Origin of the sequence: Shewanella sp. SG44-6 (assembly GCF_014164185.1) — a bacterium.
Taxonomy (GTDB): Bacteria; Pseudomonadota; Gammaproteobacteria; order Enterobacterales; family Shewanellaceae; genus Shewanella; species Shewanella vesiculosa.
Genome location: NZ_JACJER010000031.1, coordinates 1 through 15,412, shown reverse-complemented (window position 1 = coordinate 15,412; position 15,412 = coordinate 1). Strand labels below are relative to the sequence as shown.

Here is a 15,412-nt window from a genome sequence, read left to right as displayed (position 1 = left end):
CAGCTGATGTTAGATTATCAGGCCGGCGATATGAATGCCTTTGAAACCCTGTACCGTAAGCATAAAGGACCTTTGTATCGTTATTTTGTCCGCCAATTACATCAACAGCAGTTAGCAGAAGATTTATATCAAGATACTTGGGGTAAAGTGATTACTGCTGCAGCGCAATATCAGGTAACGGCTAAATTCACCACATGGTTATATAAAATTGCCCACAACTTATTGATAGATCATGTGCGTGCGGTTAAGCCACTGGACAAGGTGGCTCCACTTGGTGAAGACGAGACTATGGATAGCCTAGAAGCTGATAGCCAAGCCTCACCAGAGTCGCAATTACAGCAACAGCAACAAGTCGATATGATGAAGCAATGCATTGCAAAACTGCCGCCTGTACAAAAAGAGGCTTTTTTACTCAATATCGAAATGGGTATGACCGCTGCCGCGATAAGCGATATTGCTAATGTGACTTTAGAAGCCACAAAAAGTCGTATTCGATATGCTTATCAAAGTATTAAGCAATGTATCGCTAACCAATGGCAGGAGACATCATTATGAGTCAGCAACAAGATCATGATGCAGAGTTCACTGCATTACAAACAGAAATCAAAGATGCTTACCATCAGCAACCTTTAGAGCAGCCATCGGCTGAACTGGATGAGGCTATTTTAGCCAAGGCGCGAGCGGGAGCTCATGTATCTGCTCAAGGCAAAAAGTCGACAAAGTCACTGTGGCAACGTAATGCCTGGGCATTTTCAAGTGCTGCATCAGTGTTGCTGGTGGCTGGATTGTTTATGTTAAATCCAAGCATACAGCAGCAAGTGGGTATCGACCTTGAGCCGAGTTCATCGGTGCAGCCTGCTTTATTACAACAGACTAAGAGGTTTTCAGCTGATGCTGCAACCGAAAAGTCGATAGTGGTAGAAGGTTTATCGAGCAGTGCCGAGCGTGGTGAAAATCAACCTCTCAGTCGTGGCGCCGCCAATATCGAGTCCGCCAGTGCTGCGCCAGCACAATCGGATACAAAACAAGCTGTTGTCCCCAAAGGCAATGAAGCCCAATCGCCAAAAAATGCGCTTGGATTACAATCGCTTGCTAATAACAACGAGGTGCAATTGATGAAGCAGCAAGATGAAAGTTCACTAAAAGGTGATATTCATTTAGATACGCCTGATGTCGCATTGGCCCGATTAAGCGTATTAATGGCAGACAATAAGCTGATTCAGGCGGAACGTTATATGCTCACTATCGATCAACGCTTCCCTGAGCTATCAGATCCGTCGCATCCACTTTATGAGCAATACCATAAAATTAAACTGCAGCTAACCTCTCGATAATTCACGCATAACACTCGTGAAAATACTCTCAATAACCCAACGGCTAAGCAAATACCGCTTAGCCGTTTTTGGTTACATTTTTGTGCTGCAAAAACAGCCATAACTCTGCTAACGTGAAGCGATAAATAAAAACAGTCTATTAGACTTAATAAAGGAAGCTCCTCACCATGAAACTTCGCCGCTCTGTTGCGCATTGTATGCTGGCTTTAGGTACTTTAGCATGTTCATCAATGATATTCGCCAATGCCTCTAATCAAGGTTATTACCGCGCTCCTGCATTACACGATCAAACCTTAGTGTTTACTGCCGAAGGCGATCTTTGGACTACTGAACTCAATCAAAACCAGAACCAAACTAAAGCCAGTCGCTTAACCAGTTTGACGGCAGAAGAGTTGGACGCAACAATTTCTAAAGATGGTAAATGGGTGGCGTATACGGCCAATTATGAAGGCGCAACCGAAGTGTATGTGATGCCTATTGAAGGCGGCGTAGCTAAACGCGTCAGCTTTGAAAACAGCCGAGTGCGATTACAAGGCTGGACCGCATCTGGCGAAGTATTGTATTCCACCGACAACGCCTTTGGCCCAGCTAACTTTTGGGTGCTTAAAACCGTTGACCCACAAACCTTAACCATCACTGATTTACCGTTAGCTGACGCCGTTGAAGGCACCATAGATGATAAAGGCGAGTATGTGTACTTTACCCAATTTGGTCTGCAAGTCAGTGGCGATAATGTCAAAGTATATCGCGGCGGCGCTAAAGGTGAGATTTGGCGTTACAAGCTAGGCAGTAAACAAGAAGCCCAGCAGTTAACTGCAACCCATGACGGCTCAGTTAAACAGCCGATGTTATCTAATGGTCGAGTTTATTTTGTTAGTGATCAGTCCGGTAATGACAATATTTGGTCAATGACAGTCGATGGCAAAGATTTTATACAGCACACCAAATATACCGACTGGCAAGTGCGTGATGCCCAACTTAATAATGGTCGTATTGTATTTCAGCAGGGCGCCGACATTAAGTTACTCAACTTAGCGAATTTTACTGAGTCAACATTAGACATCGAGCTTACCAGTGACTTTACTCATCGCCGCGAGCAGTGGGTTAACGACCCAATGGATTATGCCACCTCGACAGTGTTTTCGCATCAAGGCGATAACGTGGTCATTACCGCCCGAAGCCATGTGGCGATTGCTAGTAACGATGGTCGCCGTTTAGTGCAAATAGACTCTCCCGCCGATAGCCGAGTACGCGATGCACTATTAAGCGATGATGGCAAATGGGTTTATGCCATTAGCGATGCATCTGGTGAGCAAGAAATTTGGCAATATCCAGCCGACGGTTCAGCTGGCGCGAAGCAGCTCACCAAAGATGGCAGCACCTTACGCACCAGCTTGTCGTTATCGCCAAATGGCCGTTATTTAGTGCATGATGATTACATGGGCAATGTGTGGTTATACGATTTAAGCCGCAACAATAACCAAAAAATTATCCAAAACGGCGAGGGGTTAGGCCCTTATCAAGATATTACCTGGTCTGGCGACAGTCAGTTTATTGCCCTAACCAAGGCAGAAATTGGTAAACAGCGTCCGCAAATTGTGTTGTATTCCATTAACGAATCAAAAGCACAAACCTTGACCTCAGACAAATACGAGTCGTTTTCACCCAGTTTTAGTCACGACGGTAAATGGTTGTATTTCTTGTCTAATCGCGAATTTAAAGCCACCCCAGACTCGCCTTGGGGTGACCGTAACATGGGGCCGATATTTGATAAACGCACGCAAGTGTTTGCCTTAGCATTAGATGCTAAAGCGTCGTTTCCGTTTGCCAAACCAACCGAGCTTACTGTTATCAAAGACGCTAAAAAAGCCGACAGTAAAGACCAGAATACCCCAGCAAAAGTCAAAGTAGAGTGGGACGGATTAAACCAACGCTTATGGCAAGTGCCAGTAGATGCTGGTAACTACAATAGTTTAATCGCAACTAAAGATAAGCTGTATTTATTGGATGGCAGCCAAGATAAAAGCGAGTTAAAACTGATTAAGTTTGATCCGCTCAATATTAAGGTTGATACCTTTAGCGAAGATGTCGGCCAATATTCGTTATCAAAAGATGGCAGTAAAATTATGCTGCGCAAACAGTCTGACCCTAAAAACCTTTTGATTGTTGATGCCGGAGACAAACTGCCCAGCGATGTATCACGCGCCAAAGTCAATACTGACCAATGGCAGTTAAGCATTTCGCCACCACAAGAATGGCAGCAAATTTTTGAAGATGCATGGTTAATGCATCGTGATTCGTTTTTTGACCCGAAAATGCGTGGTGTAGATTGGCAAGCAGCCAAAGCCAAGTATCAGCCTTTGGTTGATAGGCTGACCGATCGTAATGAGCTGAATGACATTTTCATGCAAATGATGGGTGAACTTAACTCATTACATTCACAGGTGCGTGGTGGTGATATTGCTCAAGACGCCGATGCCGCCAAAGCTGCTGCATTAGGGGCTAGGCTGACACAAACCGACAAAGGTGTCGTGATAAGCCATATTTATCAAACCGACCCTGAGTTGCCATTGTCGGCATCACCCCTAGCACGAATTGAAGTGGACGCTCAAGAAGGTGATGTGATTGCCAGCCTCAATGGCAAGAAAGTCACTAACATTGCTGATGTAACGCAATTACTGCGTAATCAAGGTAATAAGCAAGTGTTACTGGGTTTAGTACGTGGAAAAACGGCCATCAATACCATAGTAACGCCCCATGATATTGGTACCGATGCCAAGCTACGTTACCTTGATTGGGTTGAGCATAACGGTGACAAAGTAGCCAAAGCCTCTAAAGGTAACATTGGTTATTTGCACTTGTATGCCATGGGCAGCGGTGATGTTGAAAGCTTTGCTCGCGAGTTTTATACCAACTACGACAAAGAGGGGTTAATCATTGATGTTCGCCGCAATCGTGGTGGTAATATCGACAGCTGGATTATCGAAAAACTGTTACGTCGTGCGTGGGCATTTTGGCAGCCAACCCATGGCAGCACGAATGCAAACATGCAGCAAACTTTCAGAGGCCACTTAGTCGTATTAGCTGATCAAATGACCTATTCAGATGGTGAGACTTTTTCTGCGGGAATTAGAGCGCTAAACATTGCGCCTATTATTGGTAAACAAACTGCAGGCGCTGGAGTGTGGTTATCGGGTCGAAATTCGGTGACCGACAAAGGCATGGCGCGGGTAGCAGAATACCCACAATATGCCATCGATGGTCGTTGGATTGTTGAAGGTCATGGGGTGGAACCCGACATTGAAGTGGATAATTTACCTTATGCCACTTTTAGCGGTAAAGACGCACAACTTGAAGCTGCGATCAGTTATTTAAAAGATGAACTAGTACAGCAACCTATAAAGCCATTGAGCGGATTACCTATACCTAAAACAGGTTCTGCGGCAGACATTAAAACCAAGTAACCTTACATTGGTTTAAGTAAAACAGTAAAAAATAACCCTCTCAAGCATAATGTTGAGAGGGTTATTATTATTGATTTATCACAACAAATACTTAGTGTTTTATTTCAACTTCGCATGCTAATGAGTTAGCAATAAAGCAATTTGCATGGGCTTTTTCATGTATTTTAGCTAACGTTTCTTCGTCAACGTCAACCCCTTGTGCAAATGTCACTTTTGGCGCTAATGTCATTTTAACCACGGCCACTTTGCCCGCTTCATTTTTACCTAAATCAGCAGTGGCATTATCAACATAACTGGCCACAGGCAGCCGCTTTAAATGGGCAATCGCTAAAAAGGTCAACATATGGCATGAAGACAAAGCCGCGAGCAAACTTTCTTCTGGATTCACTTTATCCGCATTGCCTTTGTATTCTGGCGCAGATGACGCTTGAATGCTTTGCCCTGTGCCAAACTTAACCTCATGATCGCGATTAAATTCACCTTCTTCACTAGGTGAAGACTGCCAATTTACCGTTAATTTAAAGCCCATTTTGTACTCCCCAAACCCCATTAAAGTGGTATTTATAACAACTTAATATAGCGTGTATTACCGCTGAACAGCGGGTACTTACCAAACGGTAACACATCTGTATTGATTCAACACCAAGCGTACCCCAATGTCCATTAATTTGATCTGAATAGTCAAATTGAAACACCCACCTAATGTGACTAAATCGTGGTAATCAATGTTGCGAAACCGCTATGCATCAAAGTGAATCAGATAACTTTAAAATCAGTTACTTACATGGTTAACATGACTATTTGATTATGTGTTTTAAAACAAGCTTATGTTATCAATTTGTAATGAATACGTATGCATTGTGTTGTGTGTTATTCAAGCTAATGTCTAGTATATCGGAATAATAAATGTCCAATATTTAGATTTGTCTGCGCGAGATAACTGAGTATTGGGTCACTAATAAGTCGATATGGTGAGGGAAAAACCAATGCTCAAAAGCAAACCCAGTTTATTGTCATTAGCCTTAGTGGCAGCAGGTGTGAGCGTGATGTTCATGCCTCATATTGCAATGGCTAATGATGATGTTAATCCGCTTGAACAGCCAAGTGCCGCTAAACAAAGTATTGAAGTCAATAAGCCTGCGACGACGGCCGATGACGCTAATGCAAGTGAGCTTGTCGCCACCAGTGCTGTAGTCAGTCTTGCAGCAAGTGACGAGCCGATTGAACGTATTGCAGTCAAAGGTTACAGCCGCAGTCTCATTGATTCACTTAACTCAAAACGGTTTAGTGACACAGTGTCAGAGCAGTTGTCGGCAGATGATTTGGGGGCATTGCCTGATGTATCAATGGCAGATGCATTAACACGCTTACCGGGGATTTCTGCAGTACGTACTGGTGGGCAGGCGGCAGAAATTAACATTCGCGGCATGTCTGGTGGGTTTGTATTTTCGACCTTAAATGGCCGCGAGCAGGTATCAACCAGCGGTTCGCGCAGTATTGAGTTTGATCAATATCCCTCTGAGTTGATTAGCTCAGCAGCGGTTTATAAATCGCCTAAAGCATCGCTTATAGAAGGCGGTGTTGCAGGTACGGTTGAGTTACAAACCGTCAGCCCACTGAGTATCGATAAAGATTATAGCTTTGTTATTAATGCCCGGGGGATGCATAACGATCGTGCCAGTGAAGTGTTTGGCGCAGAAGAATATGGCAGCCGTTTAAGCTTTTCTTACCAAGGTAAGTTTTTAGAAGATACCTTAGGTATTGCAGTCGGTTATGCCCGCCTAGAACAGCCCAGTGTTGCCACCCAATTTATTGGCCTAGCGTACAACGACTCAAAAGAGCTAGATGGTCTGGCAAACGACACTAACGGCCCGGTTGATAACCCAGACTTTGAATACATCAGCGAAGGGTTTGAAATGCAGCATTTAGGTGGCGTTGAAACTCGCAATGGTTACATGGGCGCAATTGAGTGGGCACCGGTTGATAACTTTGTGGTTAAAGCCGATGCATTTATGTCTCGTTTTGACAGCGAATCATTTGCACGAGGATTTCGAGCAAAATTGGGTGGTCGCAATGCCAGTGTCGCCAACCCTGTATATGATGGCAACAGCGTGATTGGTGGTACGTTTAATCGCACCTCCAAAAGCTACACTCGAGTTGAAATTGTTAACGATGACAACCAAGATTTTGATGAAGTAAACAGTTTTGGTGTCAATGCGGATTGGCAAGTTACCGATAAGCTCAATGTCAATCTTGATGTGTCGTTGTCGTCAGCCAAAAGTGACTTCCGTAATGGGTTATTGTGGTCAAATGTGGCCGTCGATGCCAATGCCGACACACCGATATTCGATGAAAATGTGTCAATTAGTTACTTGCTCAATGGTCTAGATTTACCCGATATTGGTTTTAATCAAGCGGAGGCTTTTTCTGATGTAGACCGAGTGATGGTCAGCAAATACGGTATTTATCCTTTTGTGAATGAGGATGAAATGAAAGCCTACCGAGTCGATTTTAAATACGATTTAGAAACCGACATTATATCTAGTGTAGAATTTGGTGCCCGTTATTCAGATCGTACTTACTCTAATAATCGTTCGGTATTTGAATACGGTAACGACGGTGCTTTTTCAAAGTCTGAGCCACCGCTTAAACTGACCGAAGACATGACCACAGTTGTCGATTGGCAAGGTGATTTTAGCTACTTTCCTTCTTACTTAGCGATTGATTTGGACGCAGCATTAAATGCTTGGTTCCCTGATGGTATTCCACAACCGGTACAAACCTGGGGTAATGCTGACGGGGTTGTTGATCCTCAAGGCTATACCACTAACTACTCTTGGACTGTTTTGCAAAGTGGTGAAGTGTATGAAAAAGTCCTATCTGCCTATATGATGGCCAATATCAATACTGAAATTGGCGGCATGCCAGTGACCGGTAATATTGGTGTGCGCATGGTTGATACCGATCAATCTGCAACTATGCTACAAAACGTTGATGGCGATATTAACCTCGGTGCGCAAAATATTACTGACAGTATTGGCATTATCAACCAAAATTATGTGTCGACGGTTCAAGGTATCAGCTACACCGATTACCTACCATCGATTAACTTAAATTTTAAAATCACCGATGACTCTCAAATCCGCGTCGCGGCTGCCAAAGTCATGTCACGCCCGCCAATTAACCGCTTAGCGGGCGATATCAGTGCGTCGGTATCTGACGATGGCAAGATTAATGGTTCGAGCACTAATAACCCATTTTTAATGCCATTTTATGCCGATCAATATGACCTGTCTTACGAGTACTATTTTGATGAAGGCGCCTTTGTTGCGGCGGTATTCTACAAAAATATAGACTCATTTATCGACACGATTGCCATTGAAAACTTCGATTTTCAAGCGAATGGTTTTAACGTGCCAGATTACATTGTCGATGAGATCAGTGGTGAACAAATTGCCACCACTAACGGTACCTATACCACCGCCGTTAATAATGCCAAAGGCGGTTATATTCGCGGCTTAGAACTGGCTTACACCCAAGTGTTTGCCTCACTTCCTGATGCATGGTCTGGCTTAGGCTTTAATGCCAGCTATTCGTATACCGAATCAGAAGTGCAGTCTATTACTAGTCTTGGTGGTGACACCACAACTCAAGACCTACCGGGCTTGTCTAATAACGTGGTCAGTGCAACCTTGTTTTATTCCTATGAAGGGTTTGAAACTCGTGTCAGTGCGCGTTTTCGCGACGAATTTGTGTCTGAGCAAGTGGCCATTAATGAGCAAGTGGTGAACTTTGACGCAGAAACCGTGATCGACTATCAAGCATCGTACCAAGTGAATGACGGCTTAGGCCTGCTGTTTCAAGTCAATAACCTCACCGATGAACCGACTAAAAGTTATTTCGGTAACCAAAATAAAACCGGCACTTTACAGTACTTTGGCCGCGAATTTTATTTGGGGTTCACTTATGCCATGTAACCAACAAGCGGGTTTATTGCTTAATCTGAACTCGGGATGAAGTGTGTATTTATAACGATAATAATCAAAACCTTAACTAGATTTCACTGTCAAACTTGTCATTTGTTTTACTCACAAGGCGAATTAACGCGTCAATAGCGAGCCTATGGCAAATTAATTCAACGCAGTTAGCAAGACAAAGGGCTGTTTGAAAGGCGTTTATTATCTCGAGTTCAGGTTACTTATAAAAACAAATAAAAATTATCCGATTGCCAATGGGCAACATGCGATAGGGAGAAGTCAGTCATGATGACTAAATCAATAATGTCGACGATCAGTGTATTTGCGCTAAGTATGGCCACACTGATGGGGTGTGGTGGTGATTCGTCAGCACCAGGGGAAGTATTATTAACTTGTAATGTACCCAATGTGCCCAATGCCGCGGGGACTGAATGTGTGGCGCCGCCGCCACTAAGCTGCCCAGCACCTAAATTTCCAGATGCTAAAAATGAGAGTTGTATCGTTGGCTACAATTCTGAACTACCTATGCCTGTTGTGTTGGCAGGGCCAAATCAGGCTGTGTTGTATTACAACCGTATCAAAGACAAAGATAACAGCAGCAGTAATCCAAATTATCCCGGTTATAAACTCCACACTTGGAATAACGACACCTGTGATGCCTATGCGCCTCCATATGACTCAAGCGACTGGGCCAATGGTCACTCGTTCGATGGAATCGATCCCAACTATGGTGCTTATTGGCTAATTAACCTAAAAGATGGCTATAGCGACTGCGGCAACTTTATTATCCATGTTGGGACCGAAGGTTCGGGTAAAGCGCTGGGTGACACTGACTTAACCATGAACCTTAAAGCCTATGAAGATGATAGTGCGCCAGAAGCACAGTTTAATCGGGCTAACTTCACTATTCATGGTGAAGGAGATGTGTATGATTATCCTATTTTAGACGTTGGGTTTTCTATTGATGGTGCCAGTGCACATTGGTTAGATCAAAACACCTTTGTATGGAATGAGCCTGCCGACGGCGTGGCGAAGTTTGTCTTACATCACTCAGCCACCGCGGGTATTGAGGTCGATAACGACGGTAATATCAATGGGGCGCAGCTAGAGTTAATCGAAACTGAACTCAGTGATGCACAAAAAGTATTAGTGCCACATTTAGCAAGTTGGCCAGCCTACCAAGCTAGCTTTACTGCCGATGAAGCGAAAGCCATGGCTAAAGAGCAGCTGGTGCTGGTGGCTTACGATAGTGATAACAAACCCATAGCAGCAACGAATGTGCAGGTCGCTAAAGTGCTCGATGACTTGTATACCAAAGGTGATAATGACGCCGACGAGGCTAATTTAGGTGTGATTTATGACGGCAGCAATATCAGCGCCAACGTATGGGCACCAACGGCAATATCCGTTAATGTAAAGATTTTTGACAGCGCTAAAAAACTCACTAAAACCCACGCAATGACCTTAAATGCAGCAAGCGGTATTTGGTCCTTTAGCGGTGACATGAGCTTAGACCGCCAATACTATCGCTATGAGCTGAAGGTATATCACCCCATTTCGAAGAAAATAGAAACCCTAGAAACCACCGATCCTTACTCATTAAATGTGTCTACTAATGGCCGTTATAGTCAGTTTATTCATTTAAGCGATGCTGATCTCAAGCCCGCGGGGTGGGACGGTCATACGGTAATGACTGTTGAAAATCCTGAAGATATCGTGATATACGAAGGTCATGTGCGTGACTTCAGTGCTCGGGATGAAAGCACTTCTGCAGCGAACCGTGGTAAGTACCTAGCATTTACCGAGACGGGGAGTGCGCCAGTTGAGCATTTACGTCAATTGGCTGAAACAGGGGTAACACATTTTCATGTGCTACCAACAACGGATATTGCCACTATCGATGAAGATGTCACAAAACGCATTGAGATCACCGATACACTCGGCAAATTGTGCTCTCAAATTAGCGATGCAGCTAACGCCTGTAAAACTCAAGATAAAGCCGCGACAATCGCATCTATTTTAGCTGACTTCTTACCTGGTTCTGCAGACGCACAAGATTTAGTCGGCGCGCTACGCAGTTATGACGGTTTTAACTGGGGTTACGATCCGCATCACTTTATTGCACCAGAAGGCAGTTATGCCTCAAGCCCAGAGGGTATTGCACGAGTTAAAGAACTGCGCGCCATGAACCAAGCGCTGCATGAACTTGGCTTACGTGTGGTACTCGATGTGGTCTATAACCATACTAGTGCATCGGGCCTATGGGATAACTCAGTATTTGATAAGCTTGTACCGGGTTACTACCACAGATATAACGAAATCAGCGGTAAAATAGAAACCTCTACCTGTTGCGATAATACTGCTACCGAGCACCGTATGATGGATAAGTTTGTCACCGACTCTCTGGTGATTTTAGCTAAAGAGTACGGTTACGACGGCTTCCGTTTTGATGTGATGGGGCACATGCCTAAAAGCAGTATTTTAGCCGCGCGTGATGCTGTGCAAGCGGTTGATCCCGATAACTATTTCTATGGCGAAGGTTGGAACTTTGGTGAGGTTGCCGACAATCGCTTATTTGAGCAAGCTGTACAAGCGAATATGGCGGGTTCTGAAGTAGGAACGTTTAACGATCGTATCCGTGAAGCTGTGCGCGGTGGGGCATTATTTGCTACAGACAAAAAAGATGATTACTTACGTGATCAAGACACCTTACGTTTATCCATGGCAGGTAACTTACAAAACTACGTGTTAAAAGACTTTAACGGTAACTCAGCTAAAGGCAGTAGCTTTAGCTGGAACAGCCAGCCAACAGCTTACGCGTTAGACCCTGCCGACAGCATTAACTATGTGTCCAAGCACGACAACGAAACATTATGGGATATTTTACAATACAAACATGATGTTGGTTTATCACTTGAACACCGCGTTCGGGTACAAAACATTGCCGCAACCATTCCATTAATGAGCCAAGGTATCCCCTTTTTACAAATGGGTGGCGACTTGTTGCGCTCTAAATCCATGGACCGTAACACCTATGATGCCGGCGATTGGTTTAACTGGGTCGACTTTACCAAAAACAGCAATAATTGGAATGTTGGTTTACCGTTAGCACAAGATAACGAGACGAAATGGAGTGTGATTAGTGGGATTTCGGCTAACCCCAATGCTGCTGCATCTATGTCTGAAATCGATTTTGCATCATCGGTATTCAACGAGTTCTTGGCCATCCGTCACCAAAGTAAATTGTTCCGTTTAACCACAGCGCAAGACATTATCGACCGAGTGGGCTTTCATAATATCGGTAAAAACCAAAAGCAGGGCGTGATTGTGATGAGCATTGACGACGGCGCAGGCTTAACCGATATCGATCCAAGCGTTGATGCCATTGTGGTGATGGTCAATGGTAGTGCCCAAGAGCAAACTCAGACCATTGCCACCGCTAGCGGTTTTAGCTTGCATGCAAAGCAGCAAGTGTCGATAGACAACGAGGTGCAAAACGCTAGCTTTACTCAAGGAGATGGTGAAGGCACATTTACCGTACCCGCTTACACCACTGCTGTGTTTGTTAAAGTACAAGGCGAAATGCAAGGCGAGGGTTTAACTGCAAATGCTACAGCAGGCGCACCAGATGTCGTTCCTTTTGGCAGTACAGATGTATTTGTGCGTGGCGATATGAATGGCTGGGGTGAGGTTGATAAGCTCACTTATGTCGGTAATGGCGAATACCGTATTGCGATTACCTTAACTGCAAATAGTTATAATTTTAAACTGGCATCAGCAGATTGGAACACAGTTGATTTTGGTGCAATTTCTAGTGATGTGGCCGTTGTTGATGAAAACGTGGCTGAATTGCTTGCTGCCAAAGGAGCTAACATGGCCTTTACAGCATCACGTGACGCAACCTACGTGTTCTCATTAAATGCGGCAGACAAGCAGAACCCTGTGTTATCGGTATATAACCAAGAGCCTTTTGCTGACACTCCAGTATATTTACGTGGTGACATGAATGGCTGGTCTACCGATAATGAAATGGTCTATTTAGGTGGCAGTATATATCGTGCTGAAGTTATGGTTACCGCTGGAATCAAAGGCTTTAAAATGGCCTCTAGCGACTGGGATAGCGTCGATTATGGTAGCTTAGATGCAGATGGCACAGTGCAGCTGAGTATTGGCAAAGCACTGGCTGTAAAAGGTGGCAATTTAAGCATCAATATTGAAACAGATGCGATGTACAGTTTTACCTTTGATATGAGTAATCGTAATGCTCCTATTTTGACCATCGACAAAACAGACATGTTTGTCGGTAATACCGTTTACATTCGTGGTGGCATGAATGGTTGGGGCGAAGTAGATGCATTGGCCTATCAGGGATCATCTATTTACCAAGTCGATATTGTGTTAGCCGCCGGTGATAATGAATTTAAAATCGCTACAGCAGATTGGTCGACAATTGATTTTGGTGCCATAGCAGGCGATGACGCTGTGAGTGAAGGTTTGTTGAAAACCTTAGCGAAAAAAGGCGCAAACATGCATTTTAATGCAACAAGCGCCGGTACCTATCGCTTTACGGTAACAGGTCCAAGCTCTGAGTCACCTACTTTATTAGTGACAAAGTTGAACTAGGTTTAGTGATTATCCAGTAAACACAAAACCCAGCGCAAGCTGGGTTTTATTTGTTTAATTAAAACGGTTTAAGCGTCTTCTGTCGTCAGTTTACTAATTAATTCAGCAATAGTGTCGGGATCTTGTGCGCCAGAGACTAAATATTGTTGATTAAACACAATGGCGGGGACGGCTTGGATCCCGCGGCTGATCCACAGTTGCTCTTCCTCTTTTACCGCAGTTTCAAAGCGTTTGTCTGTGAGCACTGCTCGTGCCTCATCAGCATCTAAGCCTACCTTTGTGGCTGCTTCAATGAGAACTTCAATGTCATCTGGGTTTTTCTGATCAGTAAAGTAGCTGCTGAACAACGCCAGTTTCAATTCAGTTTGCTTGCCAGACTCCGCCGCCCAATAAAGTAGCTGGTGGGCCTGTAGCGTGTTATAAATTCGCGATGCGTCAGAAAAGTTAAACTCAAAGCCTAAATCGGCACCCATTTGGGTTAATCGTTGACGATTTTGTGTACTTTGTTCCGGTGTTGAGCCGTATTTCTCGGCAATATGTTCACCTAAGTGTTGCCCTTCAGGCCCCATTGCGGGGTTTAGCTCAAACGGATGCCACTGCAATTTAACCTCTAAATCGTCAAATTGACTCAATGCTTGTTCAAGTCGGCGATAACCAACAATGCACCACGGGCACATTACGTCAGAAATAATATCGATTTGCAGTTGATTCGTTGCCATAGGGATCCTTTATAAAAAATTAATTCGACTTCATTTACTAAAGTCTAAACAGATAAAAAATGTATAGTTGCTTACAAAGTAACTGCTTTTAGTGGTTATTTGTTTGGTTTGTAATCACTTGTGAGAACAAGCCAAAAGTTGCAACCTTTGTGACATTATTGTGTCTATACTTAATCAGTAATCTGATGTTTAATCAATGTAGGGGTTAGGTCAATTTGATATACCCCATGCACGTTTATTAATGGCACAGTGATAAAGTACGCAAGGAGATATAAAACACATTATAGACTTGAGTACTTGTGACGCAAAGCACATGCCCTATGTCTAAATATGTCAGTCTGCATTTGTGCAACACCATAATTTATGTCAGCATGCAGTTGTGACACGCGATAAATTTGGCAAGTAAATTCTTTTAAGGACAATCTATGAAAATAAATCTTTCTGGTCACCATGTTGATGTTACAGACACTGTCAAACAACACGTAGATGAAAAATTCGCTAAAATAGCTAGCCATTTCCCCACGCTTATCTCGCTAGATATCATCATTGCTAAAGAGCATGGTGAATATGATGTTGAAATTAGAACTAACTATGAAGGAACTCGCATTGCTGCTAAAGGTACTGATTTAGTCATGTATCCCGCTATAACAAGCGCTGCTAAAAAACTCGATGCGGCACTAAAGCATCGTAAAGGTCAATTGAAAGCAGATTTACATGAAAAACCAGATGTAACTGCACCAGAAATTGCTTACGAAAAAGTTCAAGAAATGGACTTACGTTAAGTACATTCGTTGATTAAACGACATTAAAAAACGCAGCCTAAGCTGCGTTTTTTAGTTTGGTCTGCTCAAAACACTAATGCTAGGGAAGATGACGTTTGGCTCGCGGCTAAGTCATCTAGTTCCTAGACTTGTAGCGTTTCTCGTTTTAGCGAGTTTTATTCTTCGTTAATCTCAGCGTTGTGATAAACGTTTTGTACGTCGTCACAATCATCAAGAGCGGCTAAGAATTTTTCAAAACTTTCAATGTCTTCGCCAGTAAGTTCTGTCATGGTTTGTGGCACAAATGCTAAATTTTCTACCTTAAAATCAATCTCTGGAAAGGCTTCAGTTAACACAGTGCGGGCATTGTTAAACTCTGACACTGGCGCAAATACGCTGATGATGCCATCTTCAAGCTCTACATCGGCAACGTCGACGTCAGCCATCATAAGCAGTTCTAAAATAGCTTCATCGTCATCACCATCAAATACAAATACTGCTTGATGTTCGAACATATGGCCAACAGTACCAGGG

9 protein-coding genes are annotated in these 15,412 nt (G+C 43.7%); 6 read left to right on the top strand and 3 right to left on the bottom strand.

The genetic code is table 11. The features are described 5' to 3' along the window. Positions 1–6 precede the first annotated feature (6 nt). From H5185_RS07760 to H5185_RS07750, 3 genes are all read left to right on the top strand, one after another. A complete protein-coding gene (locus H5185_RS07760) occupies positions 7–555 on the top strand; it encodes a sigma-70 family RNA polymerase sigma factor (RefSeq protein ID WP_182741761.1) in 549 nt (182 codons plus the stop codon). Beyond that, entirely contained in the window at positions 552–1,334 is a 783-nt protein-coding gene (locus tag H5185_RS07755) for a hypothetical protein (RefSeq protein ID WP_182741754.1), read from the top strand. The genes H5185_RS07760 and H5185_RS07755 overlap by 4 nt, the downstream gene beginning before the upstream one ends. A gap of 167 nt (positions 1,335–1,501) precedes the next feature. Further along, positions 1,502–4,798 (top strand): S41 family peptidase, encoded by a 3,297-nt coding sequence (locus H5185_RS07750; RefSeq protein WP_182741753.1) that lies wholly within the window; start codon positions 1,502–1,504, stop codon positions 4,796–4,798. Positions 4,799–4,889: 91 nt separating this feature from the next. Here H5185_RS07750 and H5185_RS07745 read toward each other — a convergent pair whose 3' ends face one another. After that, entirely contained in the window at positions 4,890–5,327 is a 438-nt protein-coding gene (locus H5185_RS07745; RefSeq protein WP_124017558.1) for an OsmC family protein, read from the bottom strand. A gap of 457 nt (positions 5,328–5,784) precedes the next feature. On the opposite strand from H5185_RS07745, the gene H5185_RS07740 reads away from it, so the two are divergent. Together H5185_RS07740 and pulA are read left to right on the top strand one after the other, a co-directional pair. Continuing rightward, positions 5,785–8,775, top strand: a complete 2,991-nt coding sequence (locus H5185_RS07740) for a TonB-dependent receptor (RefSeq protein ID WP_182741752.1) — start codon at positions 5,785–5,787, stop codon at positions 8,773–8,775. A 285-nt stretch (positions 8,776–9,060) separates the two neighbouring features. Beyond that, positions 9,061–13,398 carry a pullulanase-type alpha-1,6-glucosidase gene (gene pulA / locus H5185_RS07735; RefSeq protein ID WP_182741751.1) on the top strand — a complete coding sequence of 1,446 codons (4,338 nt, stop codon included), beginning with the start codon at positions 9,061–9,063 and terminating at the stop codon, positions 13,396–13,398. A gap of 68 nt (positions 13,399–13,466) precedes the next feature. Here pulA and H5185_RS07730 read toward each other — a convergent pair whose 3' ends face one another. Next, positions 13,467–14,117 (bottom strand): DsbA family oxidoreductase, encoded by a 651-nt coding sequence (locus H5185_RS07730; protein WP_182697919.1) that lies wholly within the window; start codon positions 14,115–14,117, stop codon positions 13,467–13,469. A 425-nt stretch (positions 14,118–14,542) separates the two neighbouring features. Between H5185_RS07730 and hpf the strand changes: the two genes are divergently transcribed. Then, entirely contained in the window at positions 14,543–14,899 is a 357-nt protein-coding gene (gene hpf, locus H5185_RS07725) for a ribosome hibernation-promoting factor, HPF/YfiA family (protein WP_011636558.1), read from the top strand. 155 nt (positions 14,900–15,054) lie between these two features. Here the strand turns inward: hpf and H5185_RS07720 are convergent. Then, the coding region (locus tag H5185_RS07720) for a YebC/PmpR family DNA-binding transcriptional regulator (RefSeq protein WP_182741750.1) at positions 15,055–15,412 on the bottom strand (358 nt) is incomplete at its 5' end.

Bases quoted from the DNA above. Each gene is read 5' to 3' on its own strand.
- H5185_RS07760 (WP_182741761.1), top strand. From the start codon at position 7: ATGTTAGATTATCAGGCCGGCGATATGAATGCCTTTGAAACCCTGTAC.
- H5185_RS07755 (WP_182741754.1), top strand. From the start codon at position 552: ATGAGTCAGCAACAAGATCATGATGCAGAGTTCACTGCATTACAAACA.
- H5185_RS07750 (WP_182741753.1), top strand. From the start codon at position 1,502: ATGAAACTTCGCCGCTCTGTTGCGCATTGTATGCTGGCTTTAGGTACT.
- H5185_RS07745 (WP_124017558.1), bottom strand. From the start codon at position 5,327: ATGGGCTTTAAATTAACGGTAAATTGGCAGTCTTCACCTAGTGAAGAA.
- H5185_RS07740 (WP_182741752.1), top strand. From the start codon at position 5,785: ATGCTCAAAAGCAAACCCAGTTTATTGTCATTAGCCTTAGTGGCAGCA.
- pulA (WP_182741751.1), top strand. From the start codon at position 9,061: ATGATGACTAAATCAATAATGTCGACGATCAGTGTATTTGCGCTAAGT.
- H5185_RS07730 (WP_182697919.1), bottom strand. From the start codon at position 14,117: ATGGCAACGAATCAACTGCAAATCGATATTATTTCTGACGTAATGTGC.
- hpf (WP_011636558.1), top strand. From the start codon at position 14,543: ATGAAAATAAATCTTTCTGGTCACCATGTTGATGTTACAGACACTGTC.